General features: G+C 48.9%; 17 protein-coding genes. 13 read left to right on the top strand and 4 right to left on the bottom strand.

Annotation, left to right across the window (positions count from 1 at the left end; all coding sequences use genetic code 11):
* Positions 1–9: 9 nt before the first annotated feature.
* Positions 10–1,875 carry a signal peptide peptidase SppA gene (gene sppA, locus C2M17_RS01245; RefSeq protein ID WP_105199063.1) on the bottom strand — a complete coding sequence of 622 codons (1,866 nt, stop codon included), beginning with the start codon at positions 1,873–1,875 and terminating at the stop codon, positions 10–12.
* 209 nt (positions 1,876–2,084) lie between these two features.
* On the opposite strand from sppA, the gene C2M17_RS01240 reads away from it, so the two are divergent.
* The 6 genes from C2M17_RS01240 to C2M17_RS01215 all read left to right on the top strand — a co-directional run bounded on the left by C2M17_RS01240 (position 2,085) and on the right by C2M17_RS01215 (position 7,350).
* Complete coding sequence (locus tag C2M17_RS01240) at positions 2,085–4,055, top strand: NADPH-dependent 2,4-dienoyl-CoA reductase (protein WP_105199062.1); 1,971 nt, start codon at positions 2,085–2,087, stop codon at positions 4,053–4,055.
* Positions 4,056–4,196: 141 nt separating this feature from the next.
* Positions 4,197–4,886, top strand: coding sequence for an HvfX family Cu-binding RiPP maturation protein (locus C2M17_RS01235; RefSeq protein WP_105199061.1), 690 nt, complete (start codon positions 4,197–4,199; stop codon positions 4,884–4,886).
* Between the two features lie 87 nt (positions 4,887–4,973).
* Positions 4,974–5,525, top strand: a complete 552-nt coding sequence (locus C2M17_RS01230; RefSeq protein WP_105199060.1) for an NAD(P)H nitroreductase — start codon at positions 4,974–4,976, stop codon at positions 5,523–5,525.
* 188 nt (positions 5,526–5,713) lie between these two features.
* Positions 5,714–6,091 (top strand): hypothetical protein, encoded by a 378-nt coding sequence (locus C2M17_RS01225; RefSeq protein WP_105199059.1) that lies wholly within the window; start codon positions 5,714–5,716, stop codon positions 6,089–6,091.
* A gap of 183 nt (positions 6,092–6,274) precedes the next feature.
* Positions 6,275–6,637, top strand: coding sequence for a hypothetical protein (locus C2M17_RS01220; protein WP_105199058.1), 363 nt, complete (start codon positions 6,275–6,277; stop codon positions 6,635–6,637).
* Positions 6,638–6,732: 95 nt separating this feature from the next.
* A complete protein-coding gene (locus C2M17_RS01215) occupies positions 6,733–7,350 on the top strand; it encodes an FKBP-type peptidyl-prolyl cis-trans isomerase (RefSeq protein ID WP_105199106.1) in 618 nt (205 codons plus the stop codon).
* A gap of 63 nt (positions 7,351–7,413) precedes the next feature.
* Here C2M17_RS01215 and C2M17_RS01210 read toward each other — a convergent pair whose 3' ends face one another.
* Positions 7,414–7,917 carry a DUF2062 domain-containing protein gene (locus C2M17_RS01210; protein WP_105199057.1) on the bottom strand — a complete coding sequence of 168 codons (504 nt, stop codon included), beginning with the start codon at positions 7,915–7,917 and terminating at the stop codon, positions 7,414–7,416.
* Positions 7,918–8,178: 261 nt separating this feature from the next.
* Between C2M17_RS01210 and C2M17_RS01205 the strand changes: the two genes are divergently transcribed.
* Genes C2M17_RS01205 through tcdA form a run of 7 tightly spaced genes read left to right on the top strand, consistent with a single transcriptional unit; the run spans position 8,179 to position 15,388 of the window.
* Entirely contained in the window at positions 8,179–10,170 is a 1,992-nt protein-coding gene (locus tag C2M17_RS01205; RefSeq protein WP_158683955.1) for a DNA internalization-related competence protein ComEC/Rec2, read from the top strand.
* Between the two features lie 59 nt (positions 10,171–10,229).
* Complete coding sequence (gene msbA, locus C2M17_RS01200) at positions 10,230–11,972, top strand: lipid A export permease/ATP-binding protein MsbA (protein ID WP_105199105.1); 1,743 nt, start codon at positions 10,230–10,232, stop codon at positions 11,970–11,972.
* A complete protein-coding gene (gene lpxK / locus C2M17_RS01195; protein ID WP_105199055.1) occupies positions 11,972–12,988 on the top strand; it encodes a tetraacyldisaccharide 4'-kinase in 1,017 nt (338 codons plus the stop codon). The genes msbA and lpxK overlap by 1 nt, the downstream gene beginning before the upstream one ends.
* Position 12,989: 1 nt before the next feature.
* Positions 12,990–13,187, top strand: coding sequence for a Trm112 family protein (locus C2M17_RS01190; protein WP_105199054.1), 198 nt, complete (start codon positions 12,990–12,992; stop codon positions 13,185–13,187).
* Positions 13,175–13,924, top strand: coding sequence for a 3-deoxy-manno-octulosonate cytidylyltransferase (gene kdsB, locus C2M17_RS01185; RefSeq protein WP_105199053.1), 750 nt, complete (start codon positions 13,175–13,177; stop codon positions 13,922–13,924). The genes C2M17_RS01190 and kdsB overlap by 13 nt, the downstream gene beginning before the upstream one ends.
* Positions 13,921–14,586, top strand: a complete 666-nt coding sequence (locus tag C2M17_RS01180) for a TIGR01621 family pseudouridine synthase (RefSeq protein WP_105199052.1) — start codon at positions 13,921–13,923, stop codon at positions 14,584–14,586. The genes kdsB and C2M17_RS01180 overlap by 4 nt, the downstream gene beginning before the upstream one ends.
* Positions 14,587–14,590: 4 nt before the next feature.
* Positions 14,591–15,388 (top strand): tRNA cyclic N6-threonylcarbamoyladenosine(37) synthase TcdA, encoded by a 798-nt coding sequence (tcdA, locus tag C2M17_RS01175; protein WP_105199051.1) that lies wholly within the window; start codon positions 14,591–14,593, stop codon positions 15,386–15,388.
* A gap of 15 nt (positions 15,389–15,403) precedes the next feature.
* Here tcdA and C2M17_RS01170 read toward each other — a convergent pair whose 3' ends face one another.
* Positions 15,404–15,817 (bottom strand): SufE family protein, encoded by a 414-nt coding sequence (locus tag C2M17_RS01170; protein ID WP_105199050.1) that lies wholly within the window; start codon positions 15,815–15,817, stop codon positions 15,404–15,406.
* On the bottom strand, positions 15,817–17,028 hold the full coding sequence (locus C2M17_RS01165; protein ID WP_105199049.1) for a cysteine desulfurase: 1,212 nt from the start codon (positions 17,026–17,028) through the stop codon (positions 15,817–15,819). The genes C2M17_RS01170 and C2M17_RS01165 overlap by 1 nt, the downstream gene beginning before the upstream one ends.
* Positions 17,029–17,203: the final 175 nt, after the last annotated feature.

Genomic DNA, 17,203 nt, shown 5'->3' with positions numbered 1-17,203 from the left:
TTACGAAAATTAATTCGTTACGGTACATACCAAGCAGCGGGCGTAGATACCTTCAGGATCATTGAAGGCTTTAAGCGAGTTCACTTGTTGTTCAATCTGCTCAACAAAATTATCGAACTGCATGGCCGCACCTACGCTGGCACTTTGCGGTGCTTGCTTAGCAACCAATGACTGCACCGCGGCATTACCAAACAGGTTTTGAATGAAAATATCCTGTGGCGATAACGGCTGCTCGATAAGTTGCACATCATAGTGCTTCAGACTTGCCAGTTTAGCGGCGGCGCTAATGGCGGCCTGCTTGTCGCCAAGTTGGTCAACCAAACCCAGTTGTTGTGCCTGAGTGGCAATCCAAACACGGCCCTGAGCGATTTTATCTACTTCTTCAAGAGATAGACCGCGAGACTCTGACACTACTTCTAAGAAGCGAGAGTAGGCATTTTCCACACTCATTTGAATGGCTTGTGCCAGTTTATCGTCTAGGCCAAGCAATACCGATGAGCCTTTTAGCTCTGTGGTGCCAACACCATCCGAGTAAACACCTAGTTTTGCAGCGCTTTTCTCAAAGGTCATTATGGTGCCGAATACGCCGATAGAGCCGGTAATAGTGCTTGGCGCTGCCCAAATTTCATTGGCGGCACTGGCTATCCAATAACCACCAGAGGCTGCCACCGAGCCCATGGAGGCAACCACTGGCTTGCCCGCTTCTTTAAGGGCGATAACTTCACGGCGAATTAGCTCAGATGCAAACATGCTGCCGCCGCCGGAGTCGATACGAAGAACTACGGCCTTAACGCGATCATTATTACGAGCTTCACGTAGTAAGGCAGCTGTACTGTCACCGCCGATTTCACCGGCCTTACGGTGACCGTCGACTATGGTGCCTTTAGCCACAATAACCGCTACTTTTTCAGTCAATGGGTTATCCACTGCAATTGGCATCTTAAAGGTCGCCAGGTAATCGTTGAAGCCGATTTGACGGAAGCTCTTACCTTTTTCATCAAGACCAACCAAGTCGATCATCTGTTGGCGTAGCTCCTGATTGTTTTTAAGCGCGTCGACCCAACCGTTTTGCAGCGCGTACTCGGCACCGTTGCCGTCTACTTTCTCAAGTTTGGCAAGGTAAGTGTCCAGGCTTTCATCAAAGTTGGTTTGCTCAAAACCACGCAGGGTCGCGATTTCGTCTTTATATTGCTGCCAAAGGTGTGACAACCATTCTTTGTTCGCTTCCTTGGCCGCTTGCGACATATCGTTACGGATCAGCGGCTCTACCGCCGACTTAAAGGTACCCACGCGGAATACGTGCTGAGTGATCTTCAGCTTGTCCAGCGCTTCCTTAAAGTAAACAGGGTAGACACCAAAGCCTTCGATAGACACGCCGCCGTATGGGTGTAGGTTAATTTCATCGGCGTGGGCGGCAAGATAATACTGGCTCTGGGTGTAATAGTAGCCTGTGGCGATAACCGGTTTGCCCTGAGCTTTAAAAGCTTCAATGGCTTTGGCAATGGCCGCGAGCTTATTGATATGAGCGCCACCTAGGTTTTGCACGTTCAATAGCATGGCTTCAATGCGCTCGTCGTTAGCGGCCTTGTTGATCACATCAACCACATCATCAACCAGGATTTCAGCCGGCTCATCTTGTGCACCCATGGATTGGGCTAGGGCAGCATCGAGTGGGTCTACATAGCGTTTTTGTTCGACCAGGTAGCCGTTCAGGTTCAGGTTAAGCACCGCGCCCTGAGGAACCTTGATCTCGCCATCGTCGCTGGTAATTGAGGCGATCACTATGATAACCAATGCTATAAAGATGAGGTTGACCACCAGACGGCGGGAAAAGTTAATTCCATCCCAAGTGGCTTTTACTACTTTTTTAATCAAAATCAGATCCTTAATATTAAAATCTGCTCTACACCTAGTTTAGACTTCCATATTAGCCCAAAGACTTCAAAATTTTAAACAGAAAAAAGTAACTAAGTGTTTACAGTTACCCTTGCTTTCACCAAGGGCGCTGTCGAATCTACTTGCCGCTGAAGTTAAAAATCGCTACTCTCAAACAGGTATGACCAGATTAGTTAGAGAGGATAGCCATGCTAGAACAAGCATTAGAATTAGCGCATGGGCAAATACGAAATCGCCTGGTAATGGGCTCTATGCACACAGGCTTAGAAGAAGGGTGGCATAATCGTAAGCGCCTTGCGGCGTTTTATGAAGAGCGTGCTAAAGGTGGAGTTGGCCTGATTATTACTGGCGGCTATAGCCCTAATATTCGCGGCAAGCTGACGCCCATATCTTCATCTTTTAATACCTTGTTTGATGTGCTTAAGCATAAGATATACACCGAGGCGGTGCACAAACACGGCGGTAAAATCTGCTTGCAACTGCTGCACGCTGGTCGCTATGGCTATCACCCTTTTAACTGTGCCCCCAGTGCCATTAAGTCACCTATTACGCCTTATGCCCCTAAAGCCATGACCAAGGGCATGATCAAAAGCACCATTAAAGATTTTGCCAACAGCGCCCGTTTGGCACAACAGGCAGGATACGATGGCGTTGAGATCATGGGCTCAGAGGGCTATCTGATCAATGAATTTATGGCGCCTCATACCAATAAACGCACTGACGAATATGGCGGCGATAACACAGGTCGTATGCGTTTTGCCAAGGAAATAGTCGAGGCGGTGCGCGCTCAGGTGAGCGATGAATTTATTATTGTTTTTCGTTTGTCGGTTATGGACCTTATTCCTAACGGTTCAACTGCCGAGGAAGTCACCGAGCAGGCCAAGGTATTGGCTGCGGCCGGTGTTGATATCTTTAATACAGGTATTGGTTGGCATGAGGCCAGGGTACCGACCATAGCTTCCATGGTACCACCTGGGGCCTTTCGAGAAGCCTCACAGCGTTTAAAAGCGGCTACCGAAAAACCTGTGATCGCTGTTAACCGTATTAACACCCCAGAGATAGCCAATGAGATCCTAAGAGCCGGTCAGGCAGATATGATCTCCATGGCCCGTCCTTTATTGGCAGATCCGGAGCTTTTCAATAAGTATGCGCAGCAGCGTAGCGAGCAGATTAACATCTGTATCGGCTGTAATCAGGGCTGTTTAGACCATGTGTTTAAAGGCCAGCGCGCCACCTGTTTGGTGAACCCTTTAGCGGCGTTTGAGCTAGATTTAGCCATTGAAAAAGCCCAAAAGAGTAAAAATGTGCTTGTCGTTGGTGCCGGTCCTGCGGGTCTGGCTGCCAGTATTTATTTGCGCCAGCGCGGCCATCAGGTCACCCTTATCGAGCGCTCAGATACTCTGGGCGGTCAGTTTAACCTGGCCATGCGTATTCCCGGGAAAGAAGACTTCCAGTTAGCGCTTAAATATTTCAGCGAAGAAGTGGTACGTCAGGGCGTGAACCTACATATGAACACCGCCTATGACGCCTCAATGCAAAATGATTACGACGATATCGTCTTTGCCTGTGGTGTATCGCCTCGTAAAGCCAGTTTCAGCTGTGAAGATGGTAAAAGGGTTTATAGCTATGACGAGGTGATCCGTGGTGACGTAGAGCTGGGCTCTCGTATTGCTATTTTGGGTGCTGGCGGTATCGGCTTCGACATGGTGGCGTTTTTAACCGAAGAGCATCATCAGAGTATCGCCAACTTTAAGGCGCAATGGGGCATAGAGCAGCCGGTTGAGTTACACAAGAGTGATAAGAAACTTTACATGCTAAAACGCAGCAGTGGACGTTTCGGTGCCGGCTTAGGTAAAACTACCGGCTGGATCCATCGTCAGGTGGCCAAGATGCATGGCGTCGAACAAATCGCCGATTGCCAATACGAGCGTTTTGATGCTCAGGGCCTGCATATCAGTGTAGCCGGTGAAGCCCGGGTGTTGGATGTAGATACAGTGATCGGCTGTATTGGCCAAACCTCGAACGACACCGAGCTTAAACAGGCCGAACAAGGGGCAGGGAAAGCCGAGGTGCACGTCATTGGCGGCGCCAAACTGGCGGCAGAAATTGATGCTAAGCGTGCCATTAAGGAAGCCCTTATGGTGGCACGCGAGATTTAATTTGCTCGCTTACACAGCTTTTTATCGATGCCGCCTAGTTGCGGCATTTTTTATGTCTTAAATATTTTTTGTAATAAAAGCAGGGGAATGCGGGTCTTTGTGCTATATCATTAACACTTTATTAGCATAAAAGGTTTCACCATGCAGACACGCGTCGCCCCCACACCTAAGGATGAATCATTAGGGCCATTACAGGCATTTGATGGCTTAGCGCCCTTGTTAATGCGATTAATTTTGGCGCCGGTGATGATCATCGCCGGGTATACTAAATTGAATCTCGGCAACAGTGATTTGCCCTGGTCGCAACGCCTGTTGGCAGACCCGAATGTGGTGGCCTGGTTTGGCACCAGCGATTGGGGATTAGGTTTACCCTTTGCCGATGTGCTTGCCTTATTAGCCGGTTGGGCCGAATTTGCCGGAGGCTGGTTATTGCTTATCGGCTTGTTTACGCGTTTGGTGGCCATTCCCTTGATGATAACCATGGTGGTGGCGGCCACTATGGTGCATTGGGATAACGGCTGGTTTGCCATCACTCCTACGGATACACAAACCAGTCCGGCACAGGTCCTAGACTGGGCCGGTATAGAAGCGGCCAAGCAAAGCCTGGAGAATTCTGCGGCGGCTAAAATGCGTTTAGAAGTGATAAAAACGATTGTGGCTGAACACGGGCAACCCGGTTATGTCTATGAACGCGGTAATATTGTGATCCTCAATAATGGTATTGAGTTTGCTGCCATTTATTTTGTTATGTTGCTATCACTATTTTTTGTCGGCGGTGGGCGTTATGTAAGTTTGGATTATTATCTTGCGCCGCGACGCAGGCGCACATAATACCTGCTTAGGCGGCTTTTCCCTTATCAGCCTAGGGCGACTATGGTAGCCTTAGGCTCAAGTACTTAAGAGAAAGAATCCCCCATAATGAATGCAACCGAGCTGTTATTAAATCGCCAATCCGATAGCCAATTATCTTATCCTGGCCCATCACCAAAGCAGATGGAGCTGATCCAACAAGCGGCACTGAGAGTGCCGGATCATGCCAATCTTGCTCCCTGGCAGTTTATTGTTTTAGAAGATGAACAGCGCGACGCGCTTGGCAGCATTTTTGCCAAGGCTGCGGTAGCCGAAGACATGGGTGAGCGCGCCATAGAGCGTGCAGCCAGTTTAGTGGACAGGGCGCCCATGGTGATCGTCTGCATTATGAAATACACCCCACACGACAAGGTGCCAAGGGTGGAACAAATAGCCAGCGCCTCATGCGCGACCTTTGCCATGCAACAGGCGGCATTCGCTCAGGGTCTATCGGGTATTTGGCGAACCGGTGCTTTTGCCCAATCGCCCATGGTTAAGAGCGAACTGGGACTGAGCAGCGAGGACGAAATAATCGGCTATTTATATCTGGGCACGCCCACCTTAGATTGTCCGAAAAAGCGTCGTCATCAGGTGGCCGACTTCTTTTCTTACGGTATCTAATCTGACTTAAAACGGCGCATTTAATCGCCCGATTAGGGGCGTCGTCATCTTAGATTAATCTTTATTCATTTATACTGCTTTTTTTGCTTAATTAATCACTTTGTGTGGTTTTTTAAACCGATATTTTTTGTTAGGCTAAGAATTGTACAAAATTGTAACTAACAAAAATAATAAGAAGATAAGAGTCAATGGGTAACTTATTCTTAAGAGAAAAAGAGCGTTGGGGATTGTGGTCATTTTGGGGAATAGTAGGCGCTATGCTGACCACTTATGTGGCCATGGCCACTAAGGCACCCCTTTACATTACCCTTGCCGCCATGTGCGTGGTCATCTTGGTATCGAGCTGGATGCTCTACAGTAAACGCTATGACTTTCTACGCGCCCTCAAGGTCACCGCCTATGTATTGTTTGTTAGCGTGCTGCCGGCTTTAACCTTGCTGATCATACCTGCCACTAAACAGCAAAGAGGGGAGCTTATTATGCAAAGCGTGCTTTTTGCGCTGATCGCCCTCATTGGCTGTGTAGTGTGTGCACTTATCGCTAAGCGTCCAAAACAGTATTACTAGGGTGGGGCTCGCGACGTCGAGCCTAGCTTTACTTTCCGTTTATGAGACTTTAGTATGCGCGACATCAAAAGGGTCACAAAGCGATGATAAACCCCGCCTTTGCGCCCTTGAATTCAAAGACCGTCTCAATTGGCGGTTTTTTCGTAATAGCTTTGCGATTCTAAACTTGATGGAGTGTACAAAATGGCAGCACCAATGCGCATTTTCTTTTGGCTGGCACTAGCCTTCTTTTACGCCATGGGTCTGGATGTGGTTAATAAGTTACTTGTTGACGCACACCTAGGTATGCTCGCGCAATTGGCAAGTTTCGCCGTCTTCAACGCCCTGGTTGCACACCTGATAGTTAAATATGAAACACAACTTTCCACCTTATGCGCACTATTAGTAGGTTGCTTGGGAGTGATCGGCTGTGGTGTTATTTTATGGCCTTGGTTTATTGATATGCCTTATTGGCTGTGGGCTTATTTAATCGTTTCCTTATTGGTCTTTACCTGGGCTTGGCCATTTGTGGCTAAGAAAATGGCCAATATATCGGCAAACAAATAGCGATCACCGCGGTTTTTAGGCCTAAGCCTGACGTTGCGCCTTGAGTATGTTACCCTGTGCGCGAATTTTATATTTTCAAAAAGATGGACGATTTTATGTCTGATAAATTTACTACTCATGCGGATAAAGCCAGCTATGGTATTGGTCTGCAAATGGGCGAGCAACTTAAAGCAAACCCTTTCGAAGGTCTTAACCTGAACTCTGTTTTCGAAGGCATGAAAGATGCTTACACAGGTGAGAGCTTCCAAGTTGAGATCCCTGAGATTCAAGCTGCATTCGAAAAAATTAACGCTGAAATTCAAGCCCGTCGTGAAGAAGAAGCGAAAGTACTTGCCGCTGAAGGCGAAGCTTTCCTTGCTGAAAACGCTAAGCGCGCTGAAGTAACGGTAACCGAGTCTGGTCTACAGTTCGAAGTTATCGAAGCGGGCTCTGGTGAGAAGCCAACTGCTGAGTCTACTGTCCGTACTCATTACCACGGTACCCTGGTAAACGGCACTGTATTCGACAGCTCATACGAGCGTGGTCAACCTGCTGAATTCCCAGTAGGTGGCGTAATTAAAGGTTGGACTGAAGCATTACAAATGATGCCTACTGGTTCAAAATGGCGTCTATACATCCCGCACGACCTTGCCTATGGTGAGCGCGGTGCCGGTGCAGCCATTGCTCCTTACTCAACACTTATTTTTGATATCGAACTACTTGATATTCTTTAATTTAAAGTGTGCTAAAAAAACCGCCTAAGGGCGGTTTTTTTATGTCTGTAAATAGCCCACTTGCTATTTGCGCGATTCCCAGGCCTTTTTCACACCGCGGCACCATAAATAGTCGACTAAAATAAACCCTATCAGTGCAGCCAAGGCGCCACAGACGGCAGAGCCGAGTAAGAAGGCCGGGCCTATTGTCGTCAGGCTGTCACTAAGCCATTGCCAACTGGGTTCAAAGTAGAATTCCTGCTGTGGGTGACCGAGGATCCAAGTCCCCACCACATAGGAGCAGTAGAAAATCGGTGGCATGGTTAAGGGGTTAGTGATCCACACCAAAGCGATGGAGAGCGGCAAATTAACGCGCAGAGGAATGGCGACGGCCGCGGCTAAAATCATTTGAAAGGGAACTGGAATGAACGCGAAAAACAAGCCAACGGAAAAGGCGCCACGCGCCGAACGTCTATTTAGATGCCAGAGATTAGCATCGTGTAATAGCCGCCCAAAAATACGAAGTGATTTAAGCTGCTTGATCTTATTATGATCGGGTAAGAACCGTTGAATGGTTTTCTTCGCCATCGGATGGGGCCCTGTACATCTATTGCGCTGTGCAGTGGGTTTTCATTCGGCTGTATTCTGTCACTTTTCACCCCGTCACTGCCAGTACTTTTTACAATAATAGCCATATTGCTAGTTATTCGAACAGTAACTGGTTATTTTATCGGCCAGACCCGAGCCTGCCTGTTCGCTCTCCTTTATACCTTAGCCTATTTTCAGCTGTTTTATCATTGGCATGGACCCGAAATTAATAATAGCGTTAGGCACATAGAAGGACAGGTAGTGGCGCTCAGTAAATTACCAAGCAGCCAATTCGCCACGCTGAAATTGCTTCGCATTGATGAGTATAAAGTACCTTTTTATCAGCGGGTTATTATCAACGTACCGCTGCCAGCTGATATCAGCCTGCAACCTGGCGCGACCATCAAAGCACATACTCGGGTGCGGATTAAACAGTGGCGAGTTAATTTTTCCGTGCGCGATGCGCGCATATATGGCTTTTTGCATGGGCCGCATCTGCAGGCATCAAAACCGGCGACCTTGGATATTGGCGAGGCGCAAGCAACCTTTGCCCAGCATTACCGCCATTGGCTCGATAAAAATCTGGGTGATTATCACCTTTATGGCATATATAAGGCGTTACTGAGTGCCGATAGAAGCGCTATCCCTGAGCAACACAAGCAACTTTTTCGTGATACCGGCACCATTCACTTGCTGGCTATATCCGGCTTGCATATAGCGCTGCTCTATGGCTTTTGTTTTTATGCAATTAAGCTGGCTCTTTGGGCACTCGGGCGCTGCTTTACGAGTGTTTTTCGCCAAGCCCAAAGTATCAATGGTCTTGTCGCGCTTTCGGCCTTATGCCTGTGTGCGCTATTTGTGCTGCTGTGCCAGCTGCCTATTAGTGCTCAGCGCGCCTGGCTGATGTTGGCGTTGTTTGTGGCCCTATATTTTAGTCGCTTACACTATCGACTCGGCCCTAGTTTATTACTGGCATTAACCCTGGTGCTGGTGATAAATCCTTTTGCTCTGTTGGATGTGGGCATGTGGTTTTCCTTCTCTGCGGTGGCGGTTATTTTTGTTGCCCTTAGACTTAGCGCCGGGCGTCATTGGTTGGTGCGCTACCTCTGGGTACAGATGAGTTTATGTGTGGGCTTGGCGCCACTGAGTTTATTGGTATTTGGCGGCTTTTCTTGGTCTGCAGCGCTATTTAATTTGTTGTTTGTGCCCTTGGTGAGCTTTATTTTGCTGCCGCTATTAATAATCAGTGCCCTGAGTGGTTTTGCGCCTTGGTTAATGGCAGGTTTAGAGCTCTTCGACACGTATGCCGGAGCTGGAATTGCTTACTTACTGCCTTTAAGCAGCCAGTTTTGGCTGCCTGGTTCTCAATTCCCTGGTACTCAGTTACCTGAGGTTATTGTGCTGGCTTGTTATCTGGCTATTATAGCCGTGTTGCTGCTTCGTACCTGGTGGCCTGCCTTATATACCCTGGTGCTGTTAAGTACTTTTATTTTGATTGAGCGTGTACGGGCACCGAGCTGGCAACTGGATGTGCTGGATGTCGGCCATGGTTTGAGCATAGTGCTCAGGCGAGGGGAGCATGCTCTGGTATACGACCTCGGCGCCAGCTATTTTGGGCAATATTCCATAGTCGATAATACCCTGTTGCCATTTATACAAAGCGAAAACCTAAGCCCTGAGCTGACCCTTATTTCTCACTGGGATAACGACCATGCTGGCGGCCTGAAGTTTTGGCGCAGTGCAGGTTATGGGAGCACCTTAGTTCGGTTTCATCCCGGTGGCATGCGGACCTGTAGTCAACAAGCCTTTAATTGGCATGGCCTTGAGTTAACGCCATTGTGGCCAAAGTACGTAGGCAGTAATGATAATTCCAACTCCTGTGTATTACTTATTTCAGATGGTAAACATAGGGTGTTGTTAACTGGCGATATAGGTATAAAAGAAGAGGCGCAATTGGTGGCGTTAAACGCGCTGCCCAAGGTGGATGTCTTGGTCAGCCCCCATCATGGCAGCCGTACCTCTTCAAGCCTGGCCTTTGTAAACGCCCTAAAACCAAGTGAGGTGATCCATTCAAGTGGCGCCCGTACAAATTGGCAAATGCCTCACCCCAAGGTACTGGCCAGATATCAAACGGTGGGGGCGAGGCAATGGCAAACTAAAACTCAAGGTGGAATTCGGGTTCAGTTTTATCGCGATAAAATACAGGTAGAGGCTGCAAAAGAGCAGAAAAACTATTGGTTTATCACCGATTAAGTTTTGTTTTTCGCCGCGCAAAGCTACAATAGCCGCTAATGCGTGAATTTGAGAGTCTTATGCAACATAGCGCCACCCACACCTATAAGCGCCTTTTAGGCTACGTTAAAAGTTATAAGTCTGCGGCCATTGTCGCCATTATCGGTATGCTTGGTTATTCCGCCATGGATGCCACCTTTGTGTGGTTGATGCAACCTTTTATTGACGAAGGCCTTACCGAGGGTAATAGCACGGTTCTAAGTTGGGCACCCTATGTGGTGATAGCGCTGGTCATCGGCCGTGGCACCTTTAACTTTGTGTCCAGTTATTGCCTTGCCTATGTGGGCTCTCAGGTAGTGCGCTCGTTGCGCCAGGATTTGTTTGTACACATGCTCAACCTGCCGGTGAGCTTTCATGATAATCATTCTAACGGCGAGCTGATCTCGAAAATCACCTTTGATACCGAGCAGGTGCAACAGGCCATTACCAAGGCGCTTCTGGTACTGGTACGCGAAGGCGCTTATGTGGTTTTCCTACTAATGGTGATGTTTAACGCCAGTTGGAAGCTAAGCCTTATCTTTTTGGTGATCACCCCTATAGTGGCGGTAATTGTCGCTGTGGTGTCAAAACGCTTTCGTAAAATTTCCCGCAATATTCAAAATGCCATGGGTGATGTAACCCGTTGCTCAGAGCAGATGCTTGCCGGGCATAAGGTGATCCATGGTTTTAACGGCCAACAGCAAGAAACCGAACGCTTTGGCCGCGTTAATAACATCAACCGTTTGCAACGGGTTAAAATGGATGCCACCAAGGCACTGAGCGTGTCGGTTATTCAGATTCTGGCGGCATCATCCATGGCGGTGATCCTGGTGTTGATTTCCATGCCTGGAATGATTGACAGCATTACCTCGGGCACCTTTGTTACCCTTATCTCGTCCATGATGTTGATGCTTCGTCCCCTTAAACAGCTTTCCAACGTGAACAGCGAATTGCAGCGTGGTATTGCCGCGGCACAAAGTATTTTCGCCGTGCTCGATACCGAGATTGAAAAAGACAATGGTACCTTGGAGATAGCCAAGGCCAAGGGTCATATCGAAATTAAGGACTTGTCCTTTGCATATCCAAGCAGCCTAGATCCGGTTATCAAAAATCTTAATCTGGATCTTAAACCCGGTACCAATATTGCGCTGGTGGGGCGCTCGGGCTCGGGCAAATCGACTTTGTCGAGCCTGTTGCCACGTTTCTATGATGTTGAGCCAAGCTCCGCCATCACGCTCGATGGTATACCCCTGTGTGATTACAAGCTACGCAGCTTGCGTCAACAATTCGCCATAGTGTCTCAGCAGGTGGTGCTCTTTAATGACACCATAGCCAACAACATTATGTATGGTCTGGAAACGCCACTGAGTGATGAGGCGCTGATGGATGTGGCGAAAAAGGCCCATGTCTGGGAGTTTGTGAAGGACTTGCCGCAAGGGTTAAATACTCTGGTTGGAGAGGATGGAGTCATGCTCTCAGGTGGTCAGCGTCAACGTATCGCCATAGCCCGCGCCATAGTTAAAGATGCACCTATTCTTATTCTCGATGAGGCCACCTCGGCGCTCGATACCGAATCGGAAAAGCTGATTCAAAATGCCCTGGAATCGCTAATGCGCGATAAAACCGCCATTATAATTGCCCATCGTTTATCTACCATAGAGCAGGTTGATTGTATCTATGTGCTTGATAAGGGTCGTATAATTGAGCAGGGTACGCATCAAGAGTTACTGACTCAGGATGGCACCTATGCGGCGCTGGCCAAAATGCAGCAGGGCGAAAATTAATGGCAGGATTGGATCACCAATCGGCTAACGAGCCTCAAGGATTTGCTCAGCGTTTAGAGCTTGCCTGGTACCGCAAAGGCGACTGGCTGGCGCTAGTTATGCTGCCTTTGAGTGCCTTATTTTGGTTGCTAAGTGCGTTTAATCGCTTGTTATTTAGTCTTAAGATTAAAAAAGCCTATCGTGCACCGGTACCCGTGATCGTGGTCGGTAATATCAGTGTGGGCGGCAATGGTAAAACGCCCATGACCCTGTTTCTTGCCGAGCTGCTAAAAAAGCAGGGCAAGCGAGTGGGGATCATCTCTCGCGGCTATGGCGCCGAGCCTCCTTACACTCCCTTTATGGTCGACGGCCAGTGCGACACTAAAACAGGCGGCGACGAGCCCGTGCTATTGGCGCAGCGAACCGGGTGCCCAGTAGTGATTGGCGGTGACCGCCGCGCCAGCATTGAAAAAATGATGTCCGAACACCAAATCGATATCATTATCAGCGACGATGGTTTGCAACATTATGCTTTAGAGCGAGATATTGAACTATGCATAGTCGACGCCGAGCGTCGTTTTGGTAACGGCCTGCTGATGCCTGCCGGACCGCTGCGCGAAGGAAAGTGGCGATTAAAAACAGTCAACCTGGTTATTTTCAACGGTGACGCGGGGCCTCTTGATGCTGCATATCGGCTGCAACCAAGCGGTATGTTCAGTGTTGCCGATGACACTCCTATCGAGCCGCCTTTCGCATCGGGTGTGGCCGTCAGCGCCATAGGTAATCCGCAGCGCTTTGAGCGCAGTTTGACGCAGCTAGGTGTTGAGCTTACCGAGAAACGCCATTTTCGCGACCATCATCAATACCAAGCTGAGGATTTGCCCTCTCACAGTGCGGTCTATATGACCGAGAAGGACGCGGTAAAATGTCGCGCCTTTGCCCATGGGCAATGTTATTATTTACGCGTTGATGCCAAGGCCAATCAAGCCCTAGAGCAGCAACTGCACAGCCTACTTAAACGTAAAGGGGTCATTTAACATGGCGTTTGATACCAAGTTGTTAGAAATCATTGCTTGTCCGGTTACCAAGGGCAAGCTGCACTATGATAAAGAAAACCAGGAGCTGATCAGCACCGCCGCCAAGCTTGCCTATCCGGTACGAGACGATATTCCTGTGCTGCTTGAGAACGAAGCCAGGGAGTTGAGCAGCGAAGAGGTTGAGAAGTGGAATTCGTAGTTATAATTCCAGCTCGCTATGCTTCTACTCGGCTGCCGGCCAAGCCGCTTGCCGATATCTGCGGTAAGCCGATGATCCAACATGTTTATGAACGTGCTCAGGCATCGGGAGCCAGTGCCGTGTATATTGCCACCGATCACCCTGAGGTCGAGCAAGCCTGTTTGGCCTTTGGCGCCGAGGTGGTGATGACCCGTGAAGACCATCAATCCGGTACCGAGCGTCTGGCAGAGGTAGTTACCAAGCTGGGCTTGAGTGATGATACCCTGGTCGTTAACGTACAAGGCGATGAGCCGCTGTTGGCGCCAGAAAATGTGTCGCAAGTGGCGCGACTGCTTGATGGCAATGATGCGCCCATGGCAACCCTGTCAACGCCCATCATTGATGCTGAAGAAGCATTAAACCCTAATGCGGTTAAGGTGGTCAGTAACACCAGCAATAATGCCTTGTACTTCTCTCGTGCACCCATTCCATATCATCGCGACGCCTTGCTGGCGCAGCAGTGTGCGCTGGACTTCAGCCATATGCAACGCCACATTGGTATTTATGCGTACCGCGCCGGTTTTATTTCTAAGTACATTGAATTGACGCCGTCGCCCATGGAAAAGCTGGAATCTTTAGAGCAGCTTAGGGTCTTGTATCATGGCTACACCATTAAAATTGCCGAGGCCGAAGTAGTGCCGGCGGCGGGTGTCGATACGCCTGATGACTTAGCGCGTGTGATTGCGACCTTACAATGAGCCCATTGCAACTGCTTGCCCAAGAGCGCGACTTTATTGTCGTGAACAAGCCTGCGGGGATGAATTTTCACACAGAAGATGACACCCCGGGCTTGGTTGCTTTGGCCGCTGAGCAATTTGGGCTGCAGCTATTTCCTGTGCATCGCCTCGATAAGGTGACCTCCGGCCTGGTATTACTGCCCACAAGTTCAGAGGCAGCAGCACGTTTTACAACGCTTTTTAGCGACCGACGAGTGAATAAATTCTACCTGGCCCTGGCCAGTGATAAGCCCAAGAAAAAGCAGGGCTGGATCAAGGGTGATATGGTCAAGGCGCGACGCGGGGCTTTTAAGCTATTAAAAAGCCAGGAAAACCCAGCTATTACTCGGTTTTATTCCTACTCTTTGGCACCTAAGGTGCGCGGCTTTGTGCTTAAACCTTACAGTGGTAAAACCCATCAACTCAGGGTGGCGATGAAATCGCTTTCGGCGCCCATTATTGGCGATAAGCTCTATGGCGGGCAGGCATCGGATCGCACTTATTTGCATGCTTATGCCTTACAATTTGAATATCAACAACAGAATTTTCAGTTCTCTGTGCCACCGAGCGAGGGTGAATTGAGCGAGTATTTGAGCGCACTTACCCGCGAATTCGCCGAGCAGCCGTGGCAATTAGAATGGTAGATACATGACGCAAGATTACGAACTCAGGTATGGTGGCATTGGCCGCCTTTATGGTCAGCAGCAATTACAATGGTTAAGTGAAGCGCATTTTTGCGTCATTGGCATAGGTGGCGTTGGCAGTTGGGTCGCCGAAGCGTTGGCACGTACCGGTGTGGGCAAACTGACCCTTATCGACTTGGACGATATTTGTGTGACCAATACCAACCGGCAAATACACGCCCATCGCAATAGTGTGGGTGAGGCTAAGGTTGATGCTATGAAGGCCCGTTGCGAGCTGATCAATCCAGACATCCAAGTCAATGTTATCGATGACTTTATCACCCTGGATAACTACCGCGAGCATATTCAAGGTTTTGATTATGTGATTGATGCCATAGACGCGGTAAAAGAAAAGGCGGCGCTAATAGCCCATTGTAAGCGCAATAAGATGCCTATTATTACCACGGGTGGCGCCGGCGGACAGACAGATCCAAGCGAGATAAAATTTGGTGATGTGGCAAAAACCACACATGACCCTTTATTGGCTAAAGTGCGCTATATCCTGCGTAAACAATACAACTTCAGCTCCAACCCCAAACGCAAATTCGATGTGGATTGTATCTATTCAACGGAGCAGCTGGTTTACCCCGATGGTCACGGCCAGGTATGTAAGGCCAAGCAAGGAGCGGACTCAAGCATGAATATGGACTGTGCGACCGGCTTTGGCTCGGCAACCATGGTCACAGGCACCTTCGGCTTTTTTGCCGCTGCGAAAGCGGTGCGCAAATACCTTGATAAGCGCGCCCGCCGGGAGAAGCTGTAGCTAAGGCCAAGTATCTTAAAGGTGCTGCTCAGCGAAGGCGTTAATTTGCTGCACGATAGCGCGTATGCCATTGCCTCTTGATGGGCTTAGGTGTTTTAGTAAGCCTAGCTCATCAAATTCCTTTTCCGCATCAATGGCAACAACCTGAGCCGGGGTCTTGTTACGGTACATAAGCAAGATCACCGCCAGCAACCCCTTAACGATACGGGTGTCTGAGTCGGCAATGATCAGCAGCTGATCTTCTTGTGGAGTGAAATCGATATACATCCATACATTGCTTTCGCATCCGGCGACTTTAGCTTCATCCACCTTGAGTTCATTGGCCATTAAGGGCAGGGCCTTACCCAGTAACATCAACTCGCGATAACGTTGTTGCCAGCTACCCAAAGCGATAAACTGCTGTTTTAATTCATTGAAATTCTCAACCATCAGGCCATCATCTCCAAGGTATTGGTAAGTGCCATAATAAAGGCGTCGACATCCGCCTTGTTATTATAAAATGCCAGGCTTACCCGCACCGTGCCGTTAACTCCGAGCGCCGACATAAGTGGTTGCGCACAATGATGGCCGTGGCGCAGGGCAATACCTTCCATATCCATCAAGGTCGCTAAATCATAAGGGTGCTCACCGCCGACTACAAAACTTATGGTGCCTATGTTGTTATCCATATCGCCAAGGATACGTACCTCAGAGAATTGCCCCAATTGCTCACGTAAATAGGTAAACAGCTGCACCTCATGCTCTCGTAGCTGCGCTGTCTCAAGGCCATTTAGGTAGTCGATGGCGGCACTAAAACCCAGTACACCGGCGATATTTGGTGTGCCGGTTTCAAACTTGCTTGGCGGCGGGTTAAATTGCGTTTGTTCTATGCTTACCTTGGTCACCATCTCGCCCCCAGTTTGAAAGACATCCAGAGCTTCCAAGCACTGATAACGGCCATAAAGTGCACCAAGGCCGGTGGGGCCTAGACATTTATGGGCGGAAAACACAAAGAAGTCACAGTCCAGGGCTTTTACGTCCGGGCGCAAGTGCAGCAGGGATTGGGCGCCATCGACCAAGGTGAAGGCGTTATGTGCTTTAGCCGCTTTGATAAGTGTTTGCACAGGTTGAATATTACCTAATGCGTTGGAGGCATGGCTGATAGCCAAGACCTTGGGTTTTAATTCATTTATCAGCTCAAGCGCCAACTCGGTATTTATGATCCCTTCGCTGTCCACGGGGATAGCGCGCAAGCTAGCACCACTGCGTTTGGCTAATTGCTGCCAGGGCACTATGTTAGCGTGGTGTTCAAGCTCGCTTATTAAGATGACATCATTTTGGCTGATTAGAGGAGTCAGGCCATAGGCCACAAGGTTGATGGCCTCGGTTGCCCCCTTGGTCCAAACCAGCTCTTTGGCCTGGCAATTGATAAACTTTGCAGCCTTTTCGCGCGCCTCTTCGTAGCTTTTTGTAGCAAGTTGACTCAGCCTATGGGCGCCGCGATGTACATTTGCGTTGCCATTTTCATAAAAATCACAGATTGCATCTATCACGCACTGGGGTTTTTGACTGGTGGCGGCAGAATCGAGATAGACAACTCCCTGCTGTTGATGGTGAATAAGAGCGGGGAAGTCGCCACGAATGGCATCGATATCAAACATATTGGCTTTGAATAAGAAGGCGGCGCTAAAACAATGGCCGATATTGTAGAGAGTTACATACAAATGGCAAATAAAAAGGCCAGCATAAAGCTGGCCTATTACAAATATAATGCGGGATTATGGCCAATTGCTTAGCGATTATCCTGACTTACATAATCACGCATAGTTGACTTAG

Source organism: Pseudoalteromonas sp. T1lg10 (assembly GCF_002964545.1).
In the GTDB taxonomy this organism is placed as follows: Bacteria; Pseudomonadota; Gammaproteobacteria; order Enterobacterales; family Alteromonadaceae; genus Pseudoalteromonas.
The sequence above is the reverse complement of the archived record's forward strand: the minus strand, read 5'-3'. Positions and strand labels throughout refer to the sequence as shown.

Bases quoted from the DNA above. Each gene is read 5' to 3' on its own strand.
- C2M17_RS01240 (WP_105199062.1), top strand. From the start codon at position 2,085: ATGCTAGAACAAGCATTAGAATTAGCGCATGGGCAAATACGAAATCGC.
- C2M17_RS01235 (WP_105199061.1), top strand. From the start codon at position 4,197: ATGCAGACACGCGTCGCCCCCACACCTAAGGATGAATCATTAGGGCCA.
- C2M17_RS01230 (WP_105199060.1), top strand. From the start codon at position 4,974: ATGAATGCAACCGAGCTGTTATTAAATCGCCAATCCGATAGCCAATTA.
- C2M17_RS01225 (WP_105199059.1), top strand. From the start codon at position 5,714: ATGGGTAACTTATTCTTAAGAGAAAAAGAGCGTTGGGGATTGTGGTCA.
- C2M17_RS01220 (WP_105199058.1), top strand. From the start codon at position 6,275: ATGGCAGCACCAATGCGCATTTTCTTTTGGCTGGCACTAGCCTTCTTT.
- C2M17_RS01215 (WP_105199106.1), top strand. From the start codon at position 6,733: ATGTCTGATAAATTTACTACTCATGCGGATAAAGCCAGCTATGGTATT.
- C2M17_RS01210 (WP_105199057.1), bottom strand. From the start codon at position 7,917: ATGGCGAAGAAAACCATTCAACGGTTCTTACCCGATCATAATAAGATC.
- msbA (WP_105199105.1), top strand. From the start codon at position 10,230: ATGCAACATAGCGCCACCCACACCTATAAGCGCCTTTTAGGCTACGTT.
- lpxK (WP_105199055.1), top strand. From the start codon at position 11,972: ATGGCAGGATTGGATCACCAATCGGCTAACGAGCCTCAAGGATTTGCT.
- C2M17_RS01190 (WP_105199054.1), top strand. From the start codon at position 12,990: ATGGCGTTTGATACCAAGTTGTTAGAAATCATTGCTTGTCCGGTTACC.
- C2M17_RS01180 (WP_105199052.1), top strand. From the start codon at position 13,921: ATGAGCCCATTGCAACTGCTTGCCCAAGAGCGCGACTTTATTGTCGTG.
- tcdA (WP_105199051.1), top strand. From the start codon at position 14,591: ATGACGCAAGATTACGAACTCAGGTATGGTGGCATTGGCCGCCTTTAT.
- C2M17_RS01170 (WP_105199050.1), bottom strand. From the start codon at position 15,817: ATGGTTGAGAATTTCAATGAATTAAAACAGCAGTTTATCGCTTTGGGT.
- C2M17_RS01165 (WP_105199049.1), bottom strand. From the start codon at position 17,028: ATGTTTGATATCGATGCCATTCGTGGCGACTTCCCCGCTCTTATTCAC.